The organism is Aquamicrobium sp. (assembly GCF_023954335.1).
Taxonomy (GTDB): Bacteria; Pseudomonadota; Alphaproteobacteria; order Rhizobiales; family Rhizobiaceae; genus Aerobium.
Genome location: NZ_JAMLIE010000005.1, coordinates 17140 through 40504, shown reverse-complemented (window position 1 = coordinate 40504; position 23365 = coordinate 17140). Strand labels below are relative to the sequence as shown.

19 protein-coding genes are annotated in these 23365 nt (G+C 69.0%); 7 read left to right on the top strand and 12 right to left on the bottom strand.

All coding sequences use genetic code 11. The features are described from left to right. Window positions 1–119: 119 nt before the first annotated feature. The 5 genes from M9945_RS20755 to M9945_RS20735 all read right to left on the bottom strand — a co-directional run bounded on the left by M9945_RS20755 (window position 120) and on the right by M9945_RS20735 (window position 5420). A complete protein-coding gene (locus M9945_RS20755; protein ID WP_367946056.1) occupies window positions 120–962 on the bottom strand; it encodes an ABC transporter ATP-binding protein in 843 nt (280 codons plus the stop codon). Next, window positions 959–1798, bottom strand: coding sequence for an ABC transporter ATP-binding protein (locus tag M9945_RS20750; protein WP_367946055.1), 840 nt, complete (start codon window positions 1796–1798; stop codon window positions 959–961). The genes M9945_RS20755 and M9945_RS20750 overlap by 4 nt, the downstream gene beginning before the upstream one ends. Before the next feature lie 5 nt (window positions 1799–1803). Beyond that, window positions 1804–2673, bottom strand: a complete 870-nt coding sequence (locus tag M9945_RS20745) for an ABC transporter permease subunit (RefSeq protein WP_367946140.1) — start codon at window positions 2671–2673, stop codon at window positions 1804–1806. Between the two features lie 80 nt (window positions 2674–2753). Next, a complete protein-coding gene (locus M9945_RS20740) occupies window positions 2754–3761 on the bottom strand; it encodes an ABC transporter permease subunit (RefSeq protein ID WP_367946054.1) in 1008 nt (335 codons plus the stop codon). Between the two features lie 63 nt (window positions 3762–3824). After that, window positions 3825–5420 carry an ABC transporter substrate-binding protein gene (locus M9945_RS20735; protein WP_367946053.1) on the bottom strand — a complete coding sequence of 532 codons (1596 nt, stop codon included), beginning with the start codon at window positions 5418–5420 and terminating at the stop codon, window positions 3825–3827. A 247-nt stretch (window positions 5421–5667) separates the two neighbouring features. Here M9945_RS20735 and M9945_RS20730 point away from each other — a divergent pair, with 247 nt between their 5' ends. The 7 genes from M9945_RS20730 to M9945_RS20700 all read left to right on the top strand — a co-directional run bounded on the left by M9945_RS20730 (window position 5668) and on the right by M9945_RS20700 (window position 12936). Further along, a complete protein-coding gene (locus M9945_RS20730) occupies window positions 5668–6420 on the top strand; it encodes a GntR family transcriptional regulator (RefSeq protein ID WP_367928336.1) in 753 nt (250 codons plus the stop codon). A 23-nt stretch (window positions 6421–6443) separates the two neighbouring features. Further along, entirely contained in the window at window positions 6444–7556 is a 1113-nt protein-coding gene (locus tag M9945_RS20725) for a M24 family metallopeptidase (protein WP_367946052.1), read from the top strand. Window positions 7557–7651: 95 nt separating this feature from the next. Beyond that, the gene (locus M9945_RS20720; protein WP_367946051.1) at window positions 7652–8548 is read left to right on the top strand and encodes a LysR family transcriptional regulator; all 897 of its coding nucleotides are present in this window, start codon (window positions 7652–7654) and stop codon (window positions 8546–8548) included. Window positions 8549–8826: 278 nt separating this feature from the next. Further along, the gene (bcsS, locus tag M9945_RS20715) at window positions 8827–9582 is read left to right on the top strand and encodes a cellulose biosynthesis protein BcsS (protein ID WP_367946050.1); all 756 of its coding nucleotides are present in this window, start codon (window positions 8827–8829) and stop codon (window positions 9580–9582) included. A 240-nt stretch (window positions 9583–9822) separates the two neighbouring features. Next, window positions 9823–10863: a glycine betaine ABC transporter substrate-binding protein gene (locus M9945_RS20710; protein ID WP_367946049.1), complete on the top strand. Its 1041-nt coding sequence runs from the start codon at window positions 9823–9825 to the stop codon at window positions 10861–10863. A 109-nt stretch (window positions 10864–10972) separates the two neighbouring features. After that, entirely contained in the window at window positions 10973–11842 is an 870-nt protein-coding gene (locus M9945_RS20705; protein ID WP_367946048.1) for an ABC transporter permease, read from the top strand. Beyond that, window positions 11842–12936: a glycine betaine/L-proline ABC transporter ATP-binding protein gene (locus M9945_RS20700; RefSeq protein ID WP_367946047.1), complete on the top strand. Its 1095-nt coding sequence runs from the start codon at window positions 11842–11844 to the stop codon at window positions 12934–12936. The genes M9945_RS20705 and M9945_RS20700 overlap by 1 nt, the downstream gene beginning before the upstream one ends. 383 nt (window positions 12937–13319) lie before the next feature. On the opposite strand, the gene M9945_RS20695 is transcribed toward M9945_RS20700, so the two are convergent. The 7 genes from M9945_RS20695 to M9945_RS20665 form a co-directional block, all read right to left on the bottom strand. Continuing rightward, window positions 13320–14711, bottom strand: a complete 1392-nt coding sequence (locus M9945_RS20695) for an aspartate aminotransferase family protein (protein ID WP_367946046.1) — start codon at window positions 14709–14711, stop codon at window positions 13320–13322. A gap of 200 nt (window positions 14712–14911) precedes the next feature. Further along, window positions 14912–16333: an aspartate aminotransferase family protein gene (locus M9945_RS20690; protein WP_367946045.1), complete on the bottom strand. Its 1422-nt coding sequence runs from the start codon at window positions 16331–16333 to the stop codon at window positions 14912–14914. 16 nt (window positions 16334–16349) lie between these two features. Continuing rightward, window positions 16350–17489 carry a DUF819 family protein gene (locus M9945_RS20685; protein ID WP_367946044.1) on the bottom strand — a complete coding sequence of 380 codons (1140 nt, stop codon included), beginning with the start codon at window positions 17487–17489 and terminating at the stop codon, window positions 16350–16352. A 484-nt stretch (window positions 17490–17973) separates the two neighbouring features. Then, window positions 17974–19077 (bottom strand): DUF1513 domain-containing protein, encoded by a 1104-nt coding sequence (locus M9945_RS20680; RefSeq protein ID WP_367946043.1) that lies wholly within the window; start codon window positions 19075–19077, stop codon window positions 17974–17976. Beyond that, on the bottom strand, window positions 19058–20122 hold the full coding sequence (locus M9945_RS20675) for an imelysin family protein (protein WP_367946042.1): 1065 nt from the start codon (window positions 20120–20122) through the stop codon (window positions 19058–19060). The genes M9945_RS20680 and M9945_RS20675 overlap by 20 nt, the downstream gene beginning before the upstream one ends. Window positions 20123–20316: 194 nt before the next feature. Further along, the gene (locus M9945_RS20670; RefSeq protein ID WP_367946139.1) at window positions 20317–21792 is read right to left on the bottom strand and encodes a di-heme oxidoredictase family protein; all 1476 of its coding nucleotides are present in this window, start codon (window positions 21790–21792) and stop codon (window positions 20317–20319) included. Between the two features lie 89 nt (window positions 21793–21881). Further along, window positions 21882–23153 carry an imelysin family protein gene (locus M9945_RS20665; RefSeq protein WP_367946041.1) on the bottom strand — a complete coding sequence of 424 codons (1272 nt, stop codon included), beginning with the start codon at window positions 23151–23153 and terminating at the stop codon, window positions 21882–21884. Window positions 23154–23365: the final 212 nt, after the last annotated feature.

The following is a 23365-nucleotide window of genomic DNA, read 5'->3' as shown; positions in this document are numbered from 1 at the left end:
CTCGCCGGGGGCCTTCGCCGTCGACAACGATGCCTCGGTCCGCAGATTGCAGATGCTTCGGGACAGGCCCGGGCATGACGCAGGGACGGAGAGATTTGCGGCTTCGTCGCCGCCAGCGCCTATCCCGCCGCCGCGACTCGCGCGGACTTGGCGGCCAGCCTCGCGCGGATGCGGGCGGGGTCGATGCGCGGCGTCGCTGCGAACAGCACCCTGGTGTAGGGATGTTCGGGCGCGGCGAAGATGGCGTCGCGCGGGCGGTATTCGACCACCTCGCCCATCTGCATCACCATGACGTCGTCGGCGACGTGGCGCACGACCGAAAGGTCGTGCGAGATGAAGACGTAGGTCAGGTTGAACTCGTCCTGGAGGTCCTGCAACAGGTTGAGGATCTGCGCCTGCACGGACAGGTCGAGCGCCGAGACCGGCTCGTCGAGCACCAGCAGTTCGGGATTGACCATCAGCGAGCGGGCGATGGCGATGCGCTGGCGCTGGCCGCCGGAGAACATGTGCGGATAGCGGTTGAAATGCTCGGGGCCGAGGCCGACGCGCAGCAGCATCTGCATCGCCTTGTCGCGCCGCTCGGCCGCCGATAGCGGCGTGTTGAGCTTCAGTGGCTCGCCGAGCACGTCGCCGATCTTCTGGCGCGGGTTGAGCGAGCCATAAGGGTTCTGGAAGACGATCTGCACCTTGCGGCGCATCGCCTTCGATACCCCGGCGCGGATGTCGATCGTCTTTCCCTCGATCAGCAGCTCTCCTGCCGTCGGCGCGTCGATCATTGTGATGATGCGCGCGAGGGTCGACTTGCCGCAGCCGGATTCGCCGACGATGGCGAGCGTCCTGCCCCGCTCGACGGAAAGGTCGATGCCCTTCAGCGCCCGCACCACGCGCCGGCCGCCGAAGAGGCCGCCGCTCTCGTAGTCGCGCACGATCCCGCGCGTCTGAAGAACCGGAACCGCGCTCATGCCGGCGTCTCCCAGCTCGCGGTGGCGGCGACGGTGGGCAGCCGCCCGTCTCCGGCATTCTCTGGCAGGGCGGCGAGCAGCGCGCTCGTATAGGGGTTCTGCGGGTTTTCGAACAGCGAGAGCACGTCCGCGTCCTCCATCTTGCTGCCGCGATACTGGACGACCACGCGGTCGGCGGTCTCGGCGACCACGCCCATGTCGTGGGTGATGAGGACGAGCGCCATGCCGTTCTCGATCTGGAGCCGCAGCAGCAGGTCGAGGATCTGCTTCTGGATGGTGACGTCGAGCGCGGTGGTCGGCTCGTCGGCGATCAGCAGGCGCGGGTTGCAGGCGGTGGCGATGGCGATCATGACGCGCTGGCACTGGCCGCCCGACATCTGGTGCGGGAAGGAGGAAAGCCGCGCCTCGGGGGCGGGGATGCCGACGGCGTCGAGCAGCTCGATCGCCCGGCGCTTGCGCGCGGCGGCGTCGAGGGGCGTGTGGCGCGCCAGCGTCTCCATGATCTGGAAGCCGACGGTGAAGCAGGGATTGAGGCTGGCGATCGGCTCCTGGAAGATCATCGCCATGTCGCGGCCGGAGAGGCGGCGGCGCTCGGCCGGCGACAGTTTCAGGATATCGCGGCCCTCGAACAGCATCGCGTCGGCGCTGACGTCCGCCGTCGGCGGCAGCAGGCCCATCACCGCCAGCATCGCCACCGACTTGCCGGAGCCGGATTCGCCGACGATGGCCAGCACCTCGCCGGCATCGACCGAGATGTCGAGCCCTTTCACGGCGTGGAAGCGGCCGGCAGCGGTCTCGAACGACACGGTGAGGTTGCGGATTTCGAGCAGCGCCATGATCGTCAGCTCCGCTTCAGCTTGGGATCGAGGGCGTCGCGCAGGCCGTCACCCATGAGGTTGATGGCCAGCACGGTGATGAGGATGGCAAGGCCGGGGAAGGTGACGACCCACCAGGCGCGCTGGATGAATTCGCGCGCTTCGGCGAGCATCGTGCCCCATTCCGGCGTCGGCGGCTGCGCGCCCATGCCGAGGAAGCCGAGCGCCGCCGCGTCGAGGATCGCCGCCGAGAAGGCGAGCGTCGCCTGGACGATGAGTGGAGCGAGGCAATTCGGCAGGATGGTGAGGAACATCAGGCGCAGCGTGCCGGCGCCCGCGACCTTCGAGCCGACGACATAGTCCTTCGACTTCTCGGTCATCACGGCCGCGCGCGTCAGGCGCACGAAGTGCGGCTGGTTGACGAGCGAGATGGCGATCATGGCGTTCAAGAGGCCCGGCCCCAGAACCGCCACCAGCACGAGGGCAAGCAGCAGCGAGGGGAACGCCAGGATGATGTCCATGATGCGCATGATGAACGTATCGACCTTGCCGCGGAAATAGCCGGCGATAAGACCGATCAGCACACCCGAGACCACCGAAAGCGTCACGACGACGAGACCGATGAAGAGCGAGAAGCGCGCGCCGTAGATGAGGCGCGAGAGGATGTCGCGGCCGACCGCGTCTGTGCCGAGCAGGAACGCGGCGCGGCCGTTCTCGGTCCAGGCCGGCGGCACCAGCAGCGCGTCGCGAAACTGAGCCGCCGGGTCGTGCGGCGCGATCCACGGCGCCAGCACGGCGATGGCGACCATGGCCATGAACACGCCGAGGCCGACGACGGCGCCGCGGCTCCGGGTGAAATAGTGCCAGTTCTCGAAGAAGGGCGAGACCGGCTGCATGGCCGGGCCGGCGTCGAGCTTGATGGCGGCATCGGGTTCGGGCGCGGCGGGGGGCGGGGTCATCGTCATCGTCCGCTCCTTCACTTGTGCCGCACGCGCGGGTTGACCCAGCCGTAAAGCAGGTCGACCACGAGGTTGACGATCATGATGACGGCAGCGATCAGCATCAAGCCACCCTGCACCACGGCATAGTCGCGCTTGAAGACACTGTCGACCATCCACTTGCCGATGCCCGGCCAGGAGAAGATCGTCTCGGTAAGGATGGCGCCCGCGAGCAGCACGCCGACCTGAAGGCCGATCGTGGTGATGACGGGGATCATCGCGTTGCGCAGCGCATGCACGCCGATGACCCGGAACGGCGGCAGGCCCTTGGCGCGGGCGGTGCGGACATAGTCCTCGCCGAGCACTTCGAGCATGGCCGAACGGGTCTGGCGGGCGATGACGGCGAGCGGGATCGTCGCAAGGACGACCGTCGGCAGGATCAGGTAGGTCAGCGCCGATTTGAACGCCCCCGCCTGCCCGGAGATCAGGCTGTCGATCAGCATGAAACCGGTGACCTGCGGGAAGAAGTACATCAGCGAGATGCGCCCCGAGACCGGTGTCCAGCCGAGATAACCGGAGAAGAAGATGATGAGCAGCAGGCCCCACCAGAAGATCGGCATCGAATAGCCGACGAGGGCAACGCCCATGATCGACTGGTCGAGCCAGGTCCCGCGTTTCACCGCGGCGAAGACGCCGGCGGGAATGCCGAGCACGACGGCGACGATGATGGCGCAGAGCGAAAGCTCCAGCGTTGCCGGGAAGAGCAGCATGAAGTCATCGAGCACCGGCCGCTTGGTCGAGATGGACGAGCCGAAGTCGCCCTTGAGCAGCTGGCCGATATAGTCGACATATTGCCGCCACATCGGCTTGTCGAAGCCGAACTGCGCCATCAGCTCGGCATGGCGCTCGGGCGAGACGCCGCGCTCGCCGGCCATCAGCAGCACCGGGTCGCCGGGCAGCATGCGGATGAAGATGAAGGCGATCAGCGTGATGCCGATGAAGGTCGGGACGACCAGGATGAGGCGGCTAAGAGTGAAACGCAGCATCGCGACCCCGCAGGCGACGGCGGGCGGGCCGAGAGGGCCCGCCCGCCATGCATCATCGTCCGGTTACTCGGACTTGTCCACGCCGACGAAGCGATGGATGCCGAGCGGGTCCTGCTTGAAGTTCTGGACCGTGTTGCGCATCGGCATGGTGACGATCGAATGGGCGATGGTCGCCCACGGCGCCTCCTCTTTGAAGATGACCTGCGCCTCGTCGTAGAGCGCCTTGCGCTCGGCCTCGTCGAAGGTGACCTTGGCCTTCTGGATCAGGTCCTCATAGGGCTGGTGGCACCACTGGGCGCGGTTGTTGGCGCCGACGCCGTCGCAGCCGAGCAGCACGGAAAGGAAGTTGTCCGGGTCGGCGTTGTCGCCGGTCCAGCCGAGCAGCACCGCGCCGTCGCGGTCGACCGACGAGGACTGGGCCAGATACTCGCCCCATTCCATCGACACGATCTCGACCTCGACGCCGACCGCGGCGAAATCGGCCTGGATCAGCTCGGCCATGCGGCGCGCGTTGGGGTTGTAGGGGCGCTGCACCGGCATCGCCCACACCTTCATCTTGAGGCCGGTGACGCCCGCCGCCTCGAGCTCGGCCTTGGCCGCCTCGGGGTCGTAGGGATCGTCGACGAGCGCATCGTTATAGCCCCACGAGGTCGGCGGGATCGGCGCGACGGCCGCCTGGCCGGTGCCCTGGAACACGGCGTCGATGATCGCCTGCTTGTTGATCGCCTTGTTCAGCGCGCGGCGCACCTCGGGCTTGTCGAACGGCGCCTGGCGGGTGTTGTAGGCCAGATAGCCGATGTTGAAGCCTTCCTGCTGCATCACCGTCAGGTTGGAATTGCCCTTCAGGCCCTCGATGTCGGCCGGGTTGGGGTAGGGGATGATGTCGCACTCGCCGGCCACCAGCTTCTGCTGGCGCACGCCCGGATCGACGGTGATGGCGAAGATCAGGTCGTCGATCGGCTGCTTGCCGTCCCAGTAGTCGGCGAAGGCCTGGTAGCGGATCACCGCGTCCTGCTGGTAGTCGACGAAGGTGAAGGCGCCGGTGCCGACGGGTTGCGTGTTCAGCCGCTCGCGCGTGCCGGCGGCGTCGAGCTGGTCGGCATATTCCTTCGACATGATGGAGGCGAAGTCCATCGGGAAGGTGGCGAGGATGGTGGCGTCGGCGCGGGTCAGCACGAACTTGACCGTGTGGTCGTCGACGCGGACGATCTCCTTGATGGCGCTGGCCATGCCGGTGGAGTCGAAATACTCCCAGGCGATGCCGGCGGTGTATTCGTACCAGGGGCTGGACTTGTCCTGCTGGCGCTGGAACGAGAAGATCACGTCGTCGGCGTTGAACTCGCGCGTCGGCGTGAACCAGGGCGTGGTGTGGAACTTGACGCCCTGGCGCAGGTGGAAGGTGATCTCCATCCCGTCGTCCGAGGTCTCCCAGCTCTCGGCGAGGCCGGGCTGGGTCTCGGTGCTGCCGGGGGCGAACTCGATCAGCCGGTTGTAGATCGCGCGCGAGGACGCGTCGAAGCTCGTTCCGGCCGTCCACGGGGCCGGGTCGAAGCCTTCGGGCGAGCCTTCGCTGCAATAGACCAGCGTCTTGGCCTCGGCCGCGCCGGCGATGGCGAAGGTCATCGCGGTGGCGGTCAAAAGCGCCTTCATCAGTTTCATGGTCGTTCTCCTCTTGTGACTCCCCTCGGCCGGCGTCGTGCCAGGTCCGTTCCGAAGACAGCGCTCCCATCCACGTCTTTCCGGCTTCTCGCGAGCCGGCGCACGACGCGCCACGACCGGCCCGTTCGCCACCTGCCTCTTTTCTCACGGGCCGGGTGCGCGCGGCCTGTCCGGAGACTTGAAGCTAGACTATAATGCAAACATTATGCAATGGAGATTTTCGAGGCTGCGGGAAACGGGAGCCGGCATGAAACGGCCGCAGGACGGGCAGGACATCGGCAACAGGGTGGGCAACGGGGACGCGGCGACGGGAACGGCGCGCCGGCGCGAGCGCGGCTTCGCTGCCGTCTACGAGGAGATGCGCGAGGACATCCTGACGCTGAGGATCGAGCCCGGCAGCGCCATCGACGAGGTCGGGCTGGCGGCGCGGTTCGGCCTGTCGCGCACGCCGGTGCGCGAGGCGCTGCTGATGCTGTCGCGCGAGGCGCTGGTGCAGTTCCTGCCGAGCCGCAGCGCCATCGTCGCCCCGCACTCGATGGGCAACGCGCATGAGTATTTCGACACGCTGGCGCTGCTGTCGCGCGCCGTGACGCGCCTTGCGGCGGAAGTGCGCGGCGAGGGCGACATCGCCCGGATCGCGGCGGCGCGGGCGCAGTACGAGGCTGCCGTCGCAGGGAACGAAACCGACGCCGTCGTCGCCGCCGACCTCGCCTTCCACCGTGCCATCGCCGAGGCGAGCGGCAACGGCTTCCTCGCCAATTTCTACAGCCTGACGCTCGACTACGGCCGCCGCATGCTGCTGCTCTACTACTACCCGCATTTCGACGCGGCCGAGCGGGCGGCGCGCGGCGCCGACCACCGCGCCATGGCCGGGGCCATCGCCGCCGGCGACGGGCCGGCGGCCGAGGCCGCGGCGAGCCGCCATGTGATGGCCGAGCTGCGGATCATCCAGCGCGGGTTCGAGCCCGATGCCGGGCTGCGCTTCTCGCTCGACCCCTGACCTTTCCCCTCCCGGAGCCCGCCATGATCGACCCGACGCTCGCCAGCCAACGCCAGTCCCGCCTGTTCGCTGCCATGGACGAGGCGGGCATCGACGTCGCCGCGATCGTTCCGGGGCCGAACTTCTATTTCCTCACCGGGGTTCAGTTCGGACTGATGGAGCGGCCGACCGTCCTCCTCGTCTCGCGCTCAGGGACGGGGCACGCGGTCATTCCCCTGCTCGAAAGATCGCGCTGGCAGGCTGCCGCGCCGGATGTCGAGACCGTCTACTGGCAGGATTCCGACGGCTATCGGGACGCGTTCCGCACGGTCGCGGAGCTGGTCGGACCGGCGCGGATCGGCGTCGAGGGCCAGCGCATGCGCTTCTTCGAGGCACAGGCGCTGCGCGAGGCGTTTGCCGGCGCGGCGATCATCGACGCCCATGCCGCGATCTCGCGCATGCGCCTGCACAAGGACGCGGCGGAGATCGCCGCGCTGTCGAAGGCGATCGCCATCAGCGAGGCGGCGCTCGCCGATACGCTGGCCCGCGCCGGGGCGGGGATGAGCGAGACCGAGTTCCGGAAAATACTGCTCGCCGCCATGCTGGAGCACGGCGCCGACGGCCCGTCCTTCGAGCCGATCGTGCTCAGCGGTCCGGCCTCGGCCGATCCGCACGGCACGCCCTCGCCGGAACGCAGGCTGGAGAAGGGCCAGCCGCTGCTTGTCGACTACGGCGCGGCCTTCGCCGGCTATGCCGCGGACATCACCCGCACTGTCTTCGTCGGCCACGCGCAGGCGGAACACCGCGACATCTACGAGGCGGTGCGCGGCGCCAACGCGCTCGGCCACCAGATCGCCCGGCCGGGCATGACCATGGACGAGTACGACCGCCGCGTGACGCAGGCGATGAGGGACGCCGGCTTCGCCGACCTCGTCGTCCACAAGACCGGCCACGGCCTCGGGCTCGAGGTCCACGAGGCGCCGCAAGTGATGATCGGCAACGGGCAGGCGATGGAGCCGGGCATCGTCTTCACCCTCGAACCCGGCCTCTACCGCCCCGGCGACATCGGCGTGCGCATCGAGGACGATATGCTGGTGACGGAAGGCGGCGCGCGCGCGCTGACCGGGTTCGATCGCAGCCTGACCGTGATCGGCTGAGCCGCAGGTCGGCCGGCGCGAGCGCATCGGCGCTCGATCGATCTGCAACGGGCGAATTTCCTTTCCGACCGATCGATTCCAGCTATTGTTCGGCCATGACTCTCGACCAGCTCCGCATCTTCCTCGCCGTCGCCGAGCGCGGCCACATGACGCGCGCCGCCGAGGCGCTTCATATGAGCCAGTCGGCTGTGTCGGCCGCCATCGCCGCGCTGGAGGGGCAGAGCAGGGTGGCGCTGTTCAACCGGGTGGGCAGGGGCATCGAGCTCAGCGCCGCCGGCGAGGCGTTCGTCTCCACCGCGCGCGCGGTCATCGCCCAGGCCGGGCTCGCCCGCACCGTGCTCGACGACCTCGCCAACGAGCCGCGGGGGCGCCTGCGCCTTTATGCCAGCCAGACCGTGGCCAGCTACTGGCTGCCGGCCCGGCTGATCCGGCTTCACGAGCGCTTCCCGCACATCGAGGTGTCGCTGACCATCGGCAACACGGCGCAGGTGGCGAGCGCGGTGGCCGCCGGCAGCGCCGATCTCGGCTTCGTCGAGGGCGACGTGTCGGAGGAGAACCTCAAGCGGCGCGTGGTCGCCCGCGACGAGCTGGTGCTGGTGATGAGCGAGACCCACGCGCTGGCCGGCGCGACGACGCTGGAGGCGGCGGACTATCGCGGCCAGGCATGGATCCTGCGCGAGAAGGGGTCCGGCACCCGCTCGGAATTCGAGGCGCATCTGGCGCAGATGGGCCTTGCCGTCGCCGACCTCGACGTCGCGCTCGAAATCCCATCCAACGAGGCGGTGCTGAGCGCGGTCGCCGCCGGCTCGTGCGTCAGCATGGTCTCCAGCCGGGTGGCCGGCAGCGTGCGCGGCATATGCCAGCGCCCGGTGGTCTGGCGCGACCCGCCGGTGCGCGACTTCGCGGTGCTGACCCATCCCGAGCGCCACCGTACCCGCGCCATCGAGGCGATGCTCGGCATCCTCGACCTGAACGGCCGGCAGGCAGGATAGAAGCAAGTAGAGACGCGTCGATAACCGACGCCTCCTTCCCGCGTCGGGACCGGCGGCGGAAGAATACTCCGGTCATCCATCGGCCCGGCAGAAAAAGCCGTCCGGTCCTCTTGGGAACTCTTGCGGAAGATTCTATCATCCGGTCCGCGAGCATCCGTCCCCCACGGAAATCGCGCGACGGGGACAGAAGAACTCGCCAGGGAAAGTGGGAAAACCACGCGGCCGGATCGGCCGGTCCGTTCGCTCCGCAACGTCGGGGCGGCGGCGGGGAGGAAGGCATGGGAGGCGGAAGGGGCGCCAGTCGCAACCTTGCCGCGTGCGTGGCGGCGGCGGCTTTCGCCGCGGCGGACGCGCGCGCCGGCGACGCCGCGCCGGAGAGAGAGGCGGCGCGCTTCGACACCGTGCTGTTCTGGGGCGCGAGCACCGGCGCGCCGGGCACGGACAGCGCCGATTCCAGCGCCAATATCGGCTTCGTCACCGCGCTCAACGGCGACATCGGCCGCTCCGGCTGGACAATCACCTCGAGCGTCGGCCTCGGCCAGACGAACGCGCCGCTGAGCCGGACGAAATCCTTCTACTCGTCGCTGCTCGTCGGGCATCAGTGGACGCTGCCGGGCTATTACTTCTCGCTCTCGGCCGGCCTGCACTACCGCAACAACAGGGAGCGTCCGTCCGGCAGCCCGACCGACGGCAGCGATGTCGGCGTCACCGTCCAGTACGGCTTCGACACCAGCGCCGTCGACGCGCTCTACCTCCACTCCTACGGCGCCTGGTCCACCGTCGCCGACCAGGTCTATTTTTACCTGAAGGCCGGCCGCAGGACGCAGCGCCTGCGCTTCGGCGGCGAGTTCACCCTGTCGGACGACGCCTGGAGCCGCCCGACGCTGCGCTATGGCGTCTTCGTCGGCGACATCGCGCTTGCCGGCCCCGTCTCCGTGACCGTGTCGGCCGGTTATCTGCGGCATCTCGAACCGGGCAAGTCGGACGGCTTCTACGCCACCGCGGGCTTCTCGATGCCGCTCAGGCTACGCTGAAACACCCTCACGGCGAGGGCGGGAAAATTTTTTCATCTGTAAAGCCAAAAAACGCCGCATTCCGGTTATTTCGAATAATGAATGTATCGAATCATAATTTCTTCGCGATCATCCATAATACAATATAGATCGACATAATAGACGTATAATAACATTTGGCGTGTTCCGGCTCGTCATTTGACACGATACTGCATGATTGATAGCCTCCTGTTATCCATAGACACATATCGAGGATTGAATATGTTCAAGAAATCCGGCGGCATTGCCGCCGCGATCGGCGTTGCCTTTTTCTCTGCCGGCTTCACGGCCGCCACCTCCGTGCCTGCGAACGCGCAGGACGCCGCCGTCTGCGGCACCGACAGGACCATCGACATCGCCGAGATGACGTGGCCGTCGGCCGCCGCGCTGGCGCACATCCACGCCGTCATCCTCGAGCACGGCTTCGGCTGCTCGGTCGAGATCGTCGCCGGCGACACGGTGCCGACCTCCGCCTCGATGCTGTCGCGCGGCACGCCCGCGCTGGCGCCGGAGCTGTGGACGAGCGCCATCCAGGACGCGTGGGAACGCGGCATCGAGGAGGGCGTCGTCGTCCAACTCGCCGACGCGATCACCGACGGCACGGTCGAGGGCTGGTTCATCCCGCGCTACGTGCAGGAGGCCAACCCGGAGCTGACCACGGTCGAGGCGGTGGTCGGGCGGCCCGACCTCTTCCCCGATCCCGAGAACGGCGACAAGGGCCGGCTCTATTCCTGCCCGCCGGGCTGGGTGTGCGAACTGTCGACCTCGGCGCTCTACGAGGCGTTCGACATGGAGGCGAAGGGCTGGAACCTGTTCTCGCCCGGCTCGGGCGGGGCGCTCGACGCGTCGATCGCCCGCGCCTTCACCCGCGAGGAGCCGATCCTGTTCTACTACTGGGGACCGACCTCGGTGCTGGGCAAGTTCGACGCCGTGCAGCTCGACCTCGGGCCGGTGAAGCCGGACGTCTATGCCTGCAACACCGACACCGACTGCAACGAGCCGGCCGGCATCACCGCCTACCCGTCCTCGCCGGCGGTGATCGGCGCCGCGGCCTGGCTGCCGGAGGAAGCGCCGGTGGTCGCCGAGTACATGGCGAAGGCCGGCCTGACCAACGCCCAGATCAGCGCGCTGCTCGTCTATGGCGACGAGAACAAGGCGGACGCGGCCGAGACCGCGCGCAACTTCCTCAAAACCGAGGAAGCGCTGTGGACGAGCTGGGTACCGGCCGAGGTCGCCGAGAAGGTGCGCGCCGCCCTGAACTGACGGTGCGCGCCCCGCGCGCCCTGCTTTCATGCGACCGGGCCGACCGCCCGGTCGCATTTTTCAATCTGCAAGAACAACGTCTGCAAGAACAACGAATGACGGGGGTCGGATGTTTCCGGAACTGATCGACACGAGGCCGCTGCGCCGGGCCGTCGACGACGGGCTGAACTGGGTGGTGCGCAACTGGGGCGGCGAGCTCGAGGCCGCGGCCTACCCGCTGCTGATGCTGCTCGGCTGGATCGAGCGGCTGCTGCTGGCGACGCCCTGGTGGCTGTTCATCGCCTTCTTCGTCGGCCTCGCCTTCCTCGCGACACGCAACTGGAAGCTGCCGGCGGTGGTCTTCCTCGGGCTGGTCTTCCTCGGCCTGATGCAGCTCTGGCGCGACGCGATGGTGACGACCGCGCTGATGATCGCCGCGACGCTGACTGCCATCGTCATCTCCATTCCCGTCGGCGTGTGGATGTCGCGCTCGGCGCGGGTGCGCAACGTCGTCACCCCGGTGCTCGACCTGATGCAGACCATGCCGAGCTTCGTCTATCTAATTCCGACGGTGATGATCTTCGGACCGGGCAAGATCCCGGCGCTGCTCGCCACCATCGTCTACGCCTCGCCGCCGCTGGTCAGGCTGACCGACCTCGGCCTGCGCAATGTCGACCCGGCGGTGATGGAGGCGAGCCGCGCCTTCGGCACCACGGCTTCGCAGCGCCTGTTCGGCGTACAGATCCCGCTCGCCCTGCCGACCATCCTCGCCGGCATCAACCAGACGACGATGATGGCGCTGGCCATGGTCGTCATCGCCTCGATGATCGGCGCCGGCGGGCTGGGCTACCAGGTGCTTCAGGGCATCGGCCGGCTCGAGGTCAGCCGCGGCCTGTTCGCCGGGCTCGGCATCGTCGTGCTCGCCATCGTCTTCGACCGCATCACGCAAGCCTATGGCCGCCGCATCCAGGAGCGGATCGGCGTCGGGGAGGCCCGCTGATGAGCGAGACCATGCAACAGATTGCGGATACCGCATCCGAAGCGGCGGCGAACGGCCGCGCCTCCGATCTCGCCATCGTCATGCGCGGCGTGACCAAGATCTTCGGCCCCGATCCCGAGGCGGCGCTGGCGCTGCTGCGGCAGGGAAAGTCCAAGACCGAGGTGCAGGCCGAAACCGGCCACGTCGTCGGCCTCGACGACGTCTCGCTCGATATCGCCCGGGGGCAGATCTACGTGGTGATGGGGCTGTCCGGCTCCGGCAAGTCGACGCTGATCCGCCACGTCAACCGGCTGATCGACCCGACCGCCGGCGAGATCGTCGTCAATGGCGAGAAGGTGCTCGACATGACCATGGCGCAGCTGCGCGACTTCCGTCGCACCGGCATCGCCATGGTGTTCCAGAAGTTCGGCCTGCTGCCGCACCGCTCGGTGATCGACAACGTCGCCTACGGGCTCGGCGTGCGCGGCATCTCCAAGGCCGAGCGGCTGGACAAGGCGGCGCACTGGATCGAGGTCGTCGGCCTTTCCGGCTACGAGAAGTCGCGGCCGCGCCAGCTTTCCGGCGGCCAGCAGCAGCGCGTCGGCCTCGCCCGCGCGCTGGCCATGGACACCGACATCCTGCTGATGGACGAGGCGTTCTCGGCGCTCGACCCGCTGATCCGCTCCGGCATGCAGGAGCAGCTGCTCGAGCTGCAATCCTCGCTCAACAAGACGATCCTGTTCATCACCCACGATTTCGACGAGGCACTGAAGATCGGAAACCGCATCGCGGTGCTGAAGGACGGCGCGGTGCAGCAGGTCGGCAAGCCGGAGGAGATCGTGCTCAACCCGGCCAACGCCCATATCGAGGAGTTCGTCCGCGACGTGAACAAGGCGCGCGCCATCCATGTCCGCACCATCATGGAGGAGGGTGATTTCGAGCCCTGCGAGATGACGGTGGCGGCCGACGCGCGCTGCGAGGACGTGCTGCCGCACTTCGCCAGCCACGAATGGGTCGGCGTCGTCGACGCCGAGGGCCGCCAGATCGGCCGCGTCCGCGCGCGCCAGATCATCAAGGCGCTCGCGCGCTACGTGCCGTCGAACGGGCAGGGGTAGGGCAGGGGGCCGACAGGGCCGGCTTCGTCCCCGGCGGAAGCGGAAACTCGGCCGCCAGCGCGCGTTGCGCCGTATGTGCATCATCTGCACAGCCGGCGCTGCCCCTCATCCGGCTGCCGCCACCTTCTCCCCGTGAACGGGGAGAAGAGAGCTACCGTCCTTGCTTTCGCCAACCACAAGCGTGGCAGGAGAAACTGCGGGGATTGCGGCCGGCATTCCTTCTCCCCGTTCACGGGGAGAAGGTGCCCGAAGGGCGGATGAGGGGCGGCGCAGGCGCTCGAAGACCGCGCTCCTGCGGAGCGGATAAGATGGGACACGCTTTAAGGCAAACGGGCCGGGGCGAGGCGCGGGATGCGCTCGCAAGCGCATCCCGCTTGTCCGGGTCAGCCGCGGCCGAGCACGGCCTCGACCGCCTCGGCGGTCTTCGTGACGACGATGTCGGCCTCGTCCTTCGTCAGGCAGAGCGGCGGGGCGAAGCCGAGGATGTCGCCCTGCGGCATGGCGCGGCCGATGACGCCGCGCTCCAGCAGCGCGGCGGCGACCTGCGGGCCGACCTTGCGCGCGGGATCGAAGAAGATGCGCCCGTCGCGGTCCTCGACGAACTCGACCGCCGCCATCAGCCCGTCGCCGCGCACCTCGCCGACATGCCGGTGGCCGCCGAGCACCTCAGTCAGCCCCTTGCGGAAGTACGCCCCGACCTCGCCGGCGTTGCTGACGAGGTCCATCTCGTCGATGAGCTGGAGATTGGCGACGCCGGCCGCGGCGCAGATCGGGTGCGCGGCATAGGTCCAGCCATGGCCGATGGCGCCCAGCCTGTCGGAGCCGTCGACCAGGACGTTCCACACCTTCTCGCCGACGATGACGCCGGAGAGCGGCGCATAGGCCGAGGTCAGCCCCTTGGCGATGGTGATGAGGTCGGGCTTCATTCCGTAGTGGTCGGAGCCGAACATGGTGCCGAGCCGGCCGAAGCCCGTCACCACCTCGTCGGCGACGAGGAGGATGTCGTATCTGTCGAGCACAGCCTGGATCTTCCGCCAGTAGCCGGCCGGCGGCGGCACGATGCCGCCGGTGCCGAGGATCGGTTCGCCGATGAAGGCGGCGACCGTCTCCGGCCCCTCGGCGAGGATCAGTTCCTCCAACCGGTCCGCGCAATGCTGCGAGAATTGCTCCTCGCTCATCGAGCGGTCCTCGCGGCGGAAGTAATAGGGGGCCTCGGTGTGGAGGATCGGCGCGCGCGGCAGGTCGAAGGCGTTGTGGAACAGCTCGAGCCCGGTCAGCGAGCCGGTCATCACGCCCGAGCCGTGATAGCCGCGCCAGCGCGAGATGATCTTCTTCTTCTCCGGCCGGCCGAGAATGTTGTTGTAGTACCAGATCAGCTTGATGTTGGTCTCGTTGGCGTCGGAGCCGGAGAGGCCGAAATAGACCCGGCTCATGCCCTTCGGCGCGCGCTCGATAATCATCTTAGCGAGCGTGATCGAGGCCTCCGTGCCATGGCCGACATAGGCGTGGTAATAGGCCAGCTCCTTCGCCTGCCGGGCGATGGCGTCGGCGATCTCGATGCGGCCGTAGCCGACATTGACGCAGTAGAGGCCGGCGAAGGCGTCGAGGCTGCGCCTGCCGTTGGTGTCCGTGATGTAGACGCCCTCGCCGCCGCCGATCACCCGGGTCGGGCTCTCGCCGCGCGCGTGCATGCCCATATGCGTCGAGGGATGGAAGAAGTGGTCGCGGTCCCACGCGGCAAGCTCGTTGGAGAGGTCGGGCGAACGATCGGACATGGCGGTGGCTCCTTTGCGGTTATGCTGCGTCGAGCCACTGATATTGGAGATCGGCGACGGCTTCCACCCCGCGCGGCGCGTCTTCGTGGCGAAGGTGCCTAAAGCAATTCCAGCAAAAGTGCGAAGCGGTTCTGCGTCTGGAATTGCGTAAAAGCAAAGAGATAGATCGTTTTACCGTTTCCGTGAAGCTGTGAAACGATCTAGCCCCGCCGCGACTTCCACTCGACGTATTTCTTCATCCACCGTTCGGCGAGGCCGGGCGCGGCGGGCTCGTGGAGGTCGAGATCGCCGCCGCCGGCACGGTACATGCTGGCGAAGGCGTCGAGCACCCGCGCCTTGACCATGCCGCGCAGCGGCACATGCGCCAGCATGCCGTAGGTCGCGGCGCCGCCGGTCTGCGCCAGTGACGGGTCGGCGCGCACGGTGGCGACCGCCTGTTCGAGATCGGCGAGGTATTCGCCCGTCACCGCGCGGTGACGGGCCGTGACCATGGCGTGGATGCCGTCCGGGTTCTGCACCCGGTTGACGTTCCAGCCGCGCTTTTCCATCTGGTCGGCGACGGCGAAGATGCTGAGCGCCCTGTCGCTTGAGCCGTAGGCGAGCAGCGGTCCCTGCGGCCGGCCGAGGAGCCTCAGGCCGTCGATGCGGGCGATGCCCTCCTTCAGCGCCTCGACGGCCTCGGTGGTCTGGGCGGCCAGTTCGCGATAGCCAGCGACGCCGAATTTCTGCAACGTCGCCCAGGCCGCCGCATAGGCCCCGCCCGGCCGGGTGCCGAGAAGGGCGGGCGAGGCGAACACGCCGCCCGGCCAGTCCTGATAGACGAACATCTGGTGCTTGAGGATATCGAGGTCGCGATAGAGGATCGAGGAAGCGCCCTTGGCGGCGTAGCCGTATTTGTGCAGGTCCGCCGAGATCGACGTCACCCCCGGCACGCGGAAGTCCCATGGCGGCAAGTCGACGCCGTTCATCTCCATGAAGGGCAGGATGAAGCCGCCGACGCAGGCGTCGACATGCAGCGGCACGCCGCGCGCGGCGCAGATCGCGCCCATTTCGGCGATGGGGTCGATGGTGCCGTGCGGGTATTCCGGCGCCGAGCCCAGCACCATCACCGTGTTGCGGTCGATCAGGCGCTTCAGCCGCGCGATGTCGGTGGCGTGGCCGGACGTCATCGGCAGCAGCCTGACCTTGACTCCGAAATAGTCCGACGCCTTGAACCACGCGACATGGGCGGTCACGGGCAGCACCATGTTCGGCGGCCGGACGCGGCGCCTGGCCCGCGCCATGTCGCGATAGGTCTTGACCGCGAGCAGGCAGCTTTCGGTGCCGCCGGAGGTCAGGACGCCGCAGGTCTCCGGCCCGCCGTGGAACAGGCCGGCCTCGATCGAGATTATCTCGCTTTCCAGCCGCTTCAGGCTGCGGAAGGCGGCCGGGTTCAGGCCGTTGGCCGAGGAGTACATCCGATAGGCGCGAGCCGCGAAATCCTCGTGGGCGTCGTCGAGGTGGTAGACGAGGCTCCATGTGCGGCCGCGTTTGTAGTCGGGGTCGTCGGCGGCGAAGTCGGCAAGCGCGTCGAGCACCTCGTCCGGCTCGCGCCCGCATTCCGGCAGGGTCCTGTGGGTCATGTCCTAACCTCCCCTCTTATCCACCCCGGGCAAGCAGGAGCGCGACGGCTATGCCGAGATAATTGCCGATGGCGAAGCCGATGATGCCCGTCGTCATGCCCGACATCAGCACCGCCGAGTTGCGCAGCGCCCGCGCCGCCATCGGCACGAAGGCCGGCGACAGGATCGCCGCCACCGAGGTGATGACGAAGGTGTCGGCGTCGATGTTGAACAGCCGGCAAAGCAGCGCATGCAGCGCCAGACTCCCGAAGGTGGCGACGAAGACGAAGACGAGGATCGACGGGTCCATGCCGGCCAGCGCCTTGAGGTCGAGCGAGGCGGCGATGGCGAAGGAGAAGACGTAGATCAGGAACATGCCGAGCGGCGTCGCCATCGGGTTCTCGCGCAAGGGGCGGATCAGCGAGCCGGCGATGCCGAAGGTGGTGATGAGGACGATGATCGCGATCTCGCGCGCCATGAAGGTCAGCAGCGGCGCGACGGCGAGCGCGAGCCCGACGCAGGCCGCCGCCGCCGCGAGCGCGACGAGGCCGGGCAGAACCGCCCGCCGGCCGCGCGGCAGGGCGGCCGGCAGTGCGTCGTGGGCATAGGCTTCCTGCTCGGCCTTCGGGAAGGCCGGCAGCAGCCGGCGGAAGAAGGCGGGCGCGGCGGCGATGATGAAGAATACGTAGAGCGCGCCGACGGCCGTGTCCGCCGTCGCGAACAGCAGATAGCGCGCGTCGGGGACCCCGAGCGCCATCTTGATGGCGCTGACATTGGCGATGCCGCCGGTATACATGCCGACCGCCATGCCGGCGAGCTGCTCGGGCGCCTCCGTGCCGCGTGCCGCGAACAGCACATGCAGCGCGACGGAGACCGCGACCACGGCCGTGACCGCAAGCGCCATCGACAAGAGCGCCCGGCCGGCAAGATGGCGCCATGCGCCGAGATCGACCGCGAACAGGAGGAGCGGCAGGGCAAGGCCGATGCTCGCCTCGGCGACCCCGGTGCGCGCCGGCGCGACGCTGTCGGGCAACAGGCCCGTGAGGCCGACGAGGAGGCCCGCGGCATAGCACAGCACGATCGGCTCCAGCCGCGCCGCGAACGGCCAGCGCACGCACGCCCACAGGATCAGCGCCGGCACGCCGAGAAAGCCGATTGCGGCCAGGATGCTCGTCATGACAGGCCCGCGCTCCCCCTCAGAGCATTTTGCAGCCGGACGGCTCCGTCCGGCGTCGCATAAATGCGGCCAGATCGAACAGCCGGAGCAGCGGAACGGCATTCCCCGGAATGCCTGTCGCTCCAGCGTATCTCGAACGGCCGCGACTATAGCGCGGTTTCGGCGGGAACGCGACGCGGTTTCGCGCCGGGGATTGCGTAAAATCAAGGAGATAGGGATGGAGGCGGGGCAGGGACAACCTAAGCGCGCGATTCATTAATCGCTTGCGCCGCCCCTCATCCGCCCTCCGGGCACCTTCTCCCCGTAAACGGGGAGAAGGAACGTGGCCGCATGCTTTTTGCGGCTTCTACAACGTTCGCAACTGGCGAAAGTGAGATGAAAGCTCTCTTCTCCCCGTTTACGGGGAGAAGGTGGCGGCAGCCGGATGAGGGGCGGCGGGGAGGGGCGACGGCGGATCGGGCGCTCCGCTTCCGGCAGGCCCAGTCTAGATCCGCCGCAGATGGTTGTCCCAGGCGGGCGCGGCGGGGCCGGGGGCGACGAGGTCGCGGCCGTCGCCGTCCGGCCCGGTCTCGACGATGGCGCCGCGGCCGCTGGTGGCGATGAGCCGCGCCTTGCCGGAGCCGGCGACGCCGCAGCCGTCGGCGAGCTGGCGCATGCCGAGCGAGCGGCCGGTGGCGGCGTCCCAGAAGGCGACGACGCCGCCATGCGGCGAGGACGTCGCCACCACCGTTCCCGAGGCGTCGACGGCGACGGAGCCGACATAGTTGTCGAGCGCGCGCAGCACCGCCTCGGGGCCGGTGAACATCTCGATCTCGCGGCCGCGCCGGTGGCGGCCGACGAGGGCAGGGCGCTCAGTGGGGTCGCCCTGATGCTGGCAGCCGAACCAGACATGGCCGAAGGCGTCGATCGCCATGTGGCGGATCGAGACCTGATGCAGCGCCTTCGCCAGCCGCACCTGCTCGACGATCTCGCCGCTGGCGATGTCGAGATAGGCGAGGCTCGGCTCCATCGTCGCCAGGTTGAGCTTGACCCGCTCGTAGTCGGGATGGGTCTGGATGCCGCCATTGGCGGCGCAGAGCGTCTTCCCGTCCGGCATCAGCAGCGCCTCGTGCGGCTCGATGCCGCCGGTCGCGAACTCGCCGATGCGGCGAAAGCCGCCGCCGGCGTCGTAGATGCCGGTGACGCCGCGCGCGGCCTCGTAGTCGTTCTCGGTCGCCAGCATCAGCCGCCCGTCGCTTGTAAACAGGCCGTGGCCGTAGAAATGCCGCCCGGCCTCGGCGGCGATGGCCACGGGCTCGGCCTTGCCGTCGAGCGGGAAGGCGACGGCGAAGCGGCCGGGCGCGCGGGCGAAGGCGACGGCGCGGCCGCCTGCCCGGTCGATGGCGAAGGAATGGCCGCGCGCCTTGAGCGGCAGGACGAGCCGGTCGCGGCCGGCCTCGTCGATGACCGCCGCCTCGAAGCCCGCACTGCCGCGCCGCGCGCCGAGGAACAGGGCTTCCTCCGCCGACGCCGCTTCCGCGCCGGGCGCGAAAATGGCCGCGCTGGCGAGCGTGAGAAACGTGCGCCTGTCAATCGCCGTCGAGCGCATTGAATCCCATCGTCAGTCCGAGTGCCGCCGAGAGCTTCTCGCCCAGCGTGGCGTTGGCCGCATCGAGCGCGACCGTGGCGTAGCGGATGCGCTCGCGGTCCTCGCCGGGCGCGAAGGCGTCTTCGGCCGGCGTCGTCACCGCGCGCAGCGCCTCGGCCGCATGGGCGAGGTCGAAGCGCATGGTCTCGACCGCGCCGCGCGCTTCCGCGTCGCCGGCGAAGCCGGCGGCGTCGAGAAGCGCGACCGCCGCCTCGATGCGGGCGGCGGCGAGCGCGAAGGTCAGGCCGCTGCGCCACAGCGGCGCGCGCTTGCCGCGGGCCTTGTCGGGCGTCTCGCCCAGCGGCGGCAGCAATTCGGCGTTGCGGGTGAATTGCAGCGCCGTGCCGAGGGCCTTGACGATCTCGCCCGCGACCTCGCGCTGCGAGCGGTAGAGGTCGTTCCCGGCCGCCGGCGCGGCGAAATCGTCGTGGAACGGGGCCGCCTCGTCCCAGCCGACCTCGACGGCGGCGGCGATGTCGGCGACATTCGTGGCGACGGCAAGCGCATAGCGGCAGCGATAGCCGCCCGCTTCGGTTTCAAGGTCCCCGGCGCCCGCGCCGTGGAGCGCGAACTCCAGCGCCGGCAGGCCCTGCACGGCGACGCTGCGCGCGGCCAGCGCGCCCGGTGCCAGCGCGGCCTCGTCCTTCCCGGCCAGCAGCACCCCGACCTGCCGGACGATGACGCCGCGCGGGTCGGGCCAGAAGAACAGCCGCTCGTAGCGGTTCTCGGCCTGCAGCGGACCGAACCGCAGCACGGACAGCCCACCCCATGCCGGGACGAGGCCGGCGAAGGCCGCGCGCGCCGCGCCGAGGCTTTCGCCGCCCGGCACAGCGCACAACTCGCCCGTCAGCCGCGCCGTCTCGCGCGCGGCAACGGTGAACGCCTGCGCCGCCGGGCGGGCGTAGCCGTCCGTGACGCGCGCGCCGAGGTCGTCGGGCACCGGATCGGCCCTCGCCGGGTAGCAGGCGAGGAGGCCGAGAAGGGCGAGGGCCGCGAGGCGGGTCATCGCGGCTGCTCCCCGAAGCGGGCCGGCGGTGCGCGCAATTCGTCCGCCAACCGGGCCGCGTCCCGCGCAGTGGCGGTGAACGCCTGCGCCGCCGGACAGGCATGGCCGTTCGCAACGCGCGTCGAGATCGTCCGGCATGGCATCGGCCCGCGCCGGGCGGCGAACGAGAAGGGCGAGAGCCGCGAGGCGGGTCATCACAGCGACTCCAGGAAGCGGATCAGCGCGGCGCGCTCGGCCGGCTCCATGTCGACGACGCGCTCGCGCGCTCCTTGCGCCTCGCCGCCGTGCCACAGCACCGCCTCGAGCAGCGTGCGCGCCCGCCCGTCATGCAGGAACGCCGCCTCGCCATGGATGGTCCTGCTCAGGCCGATGCCCCAGAGCGGCGGCGTGCGCCATTCGCGCCCGTCGGCATTGGCCTCGGGCCGGTCGTCGGCGAGGCCGTCGCCCATGTCGTGCAGCAGAAGGTCGGTATAGGGCCAGATCAACTGGAAGCGGTGCGCGGCTTCAGCGGCGTCGCGGCGGGTGACGTATTTCGGCGTGTGGCACGAGACGCATCCCGCCTCGTAGAACGCCTTCTTGCCGGCCAGCACCTCAGGGCTGCCTTCCTTGCGCCGGGCCGGCACGGCGAGGTTCTCCGAATAGAAGGCGACGAGGTCGAGCAGGTCGCCCGGCACCTCCTCGGCGCCGAGATGCGCCTGCGCGCCGTGCGGCATCGCCCGGCAGGCGTCTTGCGCCTCGGTGCATTCGCCGAAATGCTGCGGCAGCAGCGGCGTCGACAGCCCCATGTCGCCGAGGAAGGCGTGGGCGGACTGCTCCTTGACGCTGGGCTGGATCGCCTTCCAGCCGAAGCGGCCGATCTTGAGCTCACCCTTGTGGTCGCGCACCCGGTTGGCCCGGCCGGAAATGCCGTCGCCGTCGGCGTCGTCGGGGTCCTCGCGGGCGAGAATGTCGGCGTCGTGGATGGCGTCGAGAAGGCCGAGGCCGATCATCGGCGGCGCGATCCGCGCCGACAGCATCAGCCCGGTATGGAACGGCCCGTAGCCGGGATCGGTTATGGCGAGCACGGGCTTGCGCAGCGTCGCCGTCTCGCCGCCGGCGAGCGCTATCTTCATCTCCTCATAGTCGATCCGCACCCGCCCCTCGGCGGGAAGGCCGGCCACCGCCATGTCTTGCAACTGGTTGCTGTAGACCGGATCGGGCGCGGCAGCGAGGAAGCCTTCGGCGATCCGCGCCTCCTCCTCCTCGGTCGGCGGGATCGAGAGGCGCACCAGCATCGACACCGCGTTGTCGTCGTGGCCGGCGAGGGGATGGCCGCGCCCGTCCTTGATGTGGCAGGCTTGGCAGGAGCGGGCGTTGAACAGCGGCCCCAGCCCATCCGAGGCCAGCGTCGAGGACGGCGACGACACCCAGTCCTTGCGGAACAGGCCGTTGCCGAGCAGGAATTTCTGCCGCCCCTCGAAATCGAGATTTTCGGAAGGGTGCGAGAAGGCGTTGGCGTTGACCCGCTTGGTCGAGGTCGCCGCGCCGGCCTGCCGGCGCTCGAAGCGCTCGGCCTTGTCGAAGACGGCGGCGGGGGCGGTGACCTCGGCGACGCGCTCGCGGTCCTCGCCGGAAAGGTCGTCGCGGAAGGCGTTGCCGTCGCCGGCCCATGCCCAACCGAGGCCGAGCATGAAGGCGAGAGACGTGGCTATGGACACCCGGGCCCGCATGGCTTTCTCAAACCGGGGCGGGCGGCGGAAGGGCCGCCCGCGACCCGCTCCTATTCGAACACCGCGTCGGGATTGTCGAGGCTGTCGGACCCCTCGATCTCGATGCCGGAAAGGTCGAGCGCCGCGATCACCCGCTCGATCGACCGCGTCTGGTCGACCAGCGCGTCGATGGCGGCCTGCACCACGGCGTTGCCTTCAGCGTTGCCCTCGCCGATCATCTGGTCGTAGGCCTCGACGGTCTCGGCGCGCTCCTTCAGCCGCGTGAAGGCGGCGAGCGAGGCGTCGATCTTGCCGTCGAGCTCGTCGGCGGCGGCCGCGTCCTTCTCGCGCACGAGGTCGGCGAGGCTCGGCCCCTTGACCGAGGTGCCGTCGGTGCGGGCATAATCGCCGCGCCAGACATTGGCGATGCCGCGCACGTCGTAATAATGCGAGTTGTGCGTGTTGTCGGAGAAGCAGTCGTGCTCCTCCTCGGGATCGTTGAGCAGCAGGCCGAGCTTCATGCGCTCGCCGGCGAGCTCGCCATAGGAGAGCGAGCCGAGGCCGGTGAGGATGGTGGCGAGCCCGGCTTCCGCGCCGTTGCCGGCGACGTCCTTGCGCGCCGCGCCGTCCGCGCCCCATGCCTCGACCATCTCCTGAAGGTCGGTGACAAGAAGCTCGGACGCGGCCTTGAGATAGGCGACGCGGCGCTCGCAATGGCCGCCGGTGCAGGCGGCGGCGTCGAAATCGGTATGGGGGCGCTCGCCCGCGCCGGGGCCGGTGCCGTTCAGGTCCTGGCCCCAGAGCAGGAACTCGATGGCGTGGTAGCCGGTGGCGACATTGGCCTCGACGCCGCCGATCTCGTGCAGCGAGGCCAGCAGCTCGGGTGTGATCGCGGTGGCGTCGATCGTCTCGCCGCCGACGGTCAATTGCGGATTGGCGATGACGTTGACGACGTAATAGTCGTTCTCGTCCGACTCGGTGCCGTAGGAGGCGTCGACATAGTCGATCAGCCCCTCGTCGAGCGGCCAGGCGTTGACCTTGCCCTCCCAGTCGTCGACGGCGGCGTTGCCGAAGCGGTAGGCCTCGGTCTGCTGGTAGGGGATGCGGGCGGCGAGCCATGCCGCGCGCGCCGCGGCCAGCGTCTCGGCCGTGGGGGTCGCGGCCAGCGCCTCGACGGCGGCGTTGAGGTCCTGCGCGGTCTTCAGGCTGTCCTCATAGCCGGCAAGGGCGATGTCGGCATAGGTGGCGAGCACGTCGTCGGCGGTTGCCGCGAAGGCGGCCGGGACGGCGAGCGGGGTCAGCGCGGTGGCGAGCAGCGCCGACTTGAAAAGATGACGTCTCATTCTGCGATCCAATCGTCTGGAGTCCTGCATCTCTATTGGCGGGCTGCCCGTGCGCGGATGGCGCGCGGGAATCGGCAATGGCTGGCCGGGCATCGTTCATGCTGCCGATGCCTGTTGAATAACATGATCGCTGCGTCAGGAAATGCCCGCCGCGCGGGACACGCGGCCGCAGGCGGCCCCATGGCGGGGCGCGGAACGAGGCGAAGGGGGCC

What these genes read in the sequence shown, in the direction of transcription:
- M9945_RS20665 (WP_367946041.1), bottom strand. Translation starts at nt 23,153, where the DNA reads ATGAGACGTCATCTTTTCAAGTCGGCGCTGCTCGCCACCGCGCTGACC.
- M9945_RS20735 (WP_367946053.1), bottom strand. Translation starts at nt 5,420, where the DNA reads ATGAAACTGATGAAGGCGCTTTTGACCGCCACCGCGATGACCTTCGCC.
- M9945_RS20730 (WP_367928336.1), top strand. Translation starts at nt 5,668, where the DNA reads ATGAAACGGCCGCAGGACGGGCAGGACATCGGCAACAGGGTGGGCAAC.
- M9945_RS20705 (WP_367946048.1), top strand. Translation starts at nt 10,973, where the DNA reads ATGTTTCCGGAACTGATCGACACGAGGCCGCTGCGCCGGGCCGTCGAC.
- M9945_RS20725 (WP_367946052.1), top strand. Translation starts at nt 6,444, where the DNA reads ATGATCGACCCGACGCTCGCCAGCCAACGCCAGTCCCGCCTGTTCGCT.
- M9945_RS20720 (WP_367946051.1), top strand. Translation starts at nt 7,652, where the DNA reads ATGACTCTCGACCAGCTCCGCATCTTCCTCGCCGTCGCCGAGCGCGGC.
- M9945_RS20740 (WP_367946054.1), bottom strand. Translation starts at nt 3,761, where the DNA reads ATGCTGCGTTTCACTCTTAGCCGCCTCATCCTGGTCGTCCCGACCTTC.
- M9945_RS20690 (WP_367946045.1), bottom strand. Translation starts at nt 16,333, where the DNA reads ATGACCCACAGGACCCTGCCGGAATGCGGGCGCGAGCCGGACGAGGTG.
- M9945_RS20710 (WP_367946049.1), top strand. Translation starts at nt 9,823, where the DNA reads ATGTTCAAGAAATCCGGCGGCATTGCCGCCGCGATCGGCGTTGCCTTT.
- M9945_RS20685 (WP_367946044.1), bottom strand. Translation starts at nt 17,489, where the DNA reads ATGACGAGCATCCTGGCCGCAATCGGCTTTCTCGGCGTGCCGGCGCTG.
- M9945_RS20670 (WP_367946139.1), bottom strand. Translation starts at nt 21,792, where the DNA reads ATGCTCGGCCTCGGTTGGGCATGGGCCGGCGACGGCAACGCCTTCCGC.
- bcsS (WP_367946050.1), top strand. Translation starts at nt 8,827, where the DNA reads ATGGGAGGCGGAAGGGGCGCCAGTCGCAACCTTGCCGCGTGCGTGGCG.
- M9945_RS20675 (WP_367946042.1), bottom strand. Translation starts at nt 20,122, where the DNA reads ATGACCCGCCTCGCGGCCCTCGCCCTTCTCGGCCTCCTCGCCTGCTAC.
- M9945_RS20700 (WP_367946047.1), top strand. Translation starts at nt 11,842, where the DNA reads ATGAGCGAGACCATGCAACAGATTGCGGATACCGCATCCGAAGCGGCG.
- M9945_RS20745 (WP_367946140.1), bottom strand. Translation starts at nt 2,673, where the DNA reads ATGCAGCCGGTCTCGCCCTTCTTCGAGAACTGGCACTATTTCACCCGG.
- M9945_RS20750 (WP_367946055.1), bottom strand. Translation starts at nt 1,798, where the DNA reads ATGGCGCTGCTCGAAATCCGCAACCTCACCGTGTCGTTCGAGACCGCT.
- M9945_RS20755 (WP_367946056.1), bottom strand. Translation starts at nt 962, where the DNA reads ATGAGCGCGGTTCCGGTTCTTCAGACGCGCGGGATCGTGCGCGACTAC.
- M9945_RS20680 (WP_367946043.1), bottom strand. Translation starts at nt 19,077, where the DNA reads ATGCGCTCGACGGCGATTGACAGGCGCACGTTTCTCACGCTCGCCAGC.
- M9945_RS20695 (WP_367946046.1), bottom strand. Translation starts at nt 14,711, where the DNA reads ATGTCCGATCGTTCGCCCGACCTCTCCAACGAGCTTGCCGCGTGGGAC.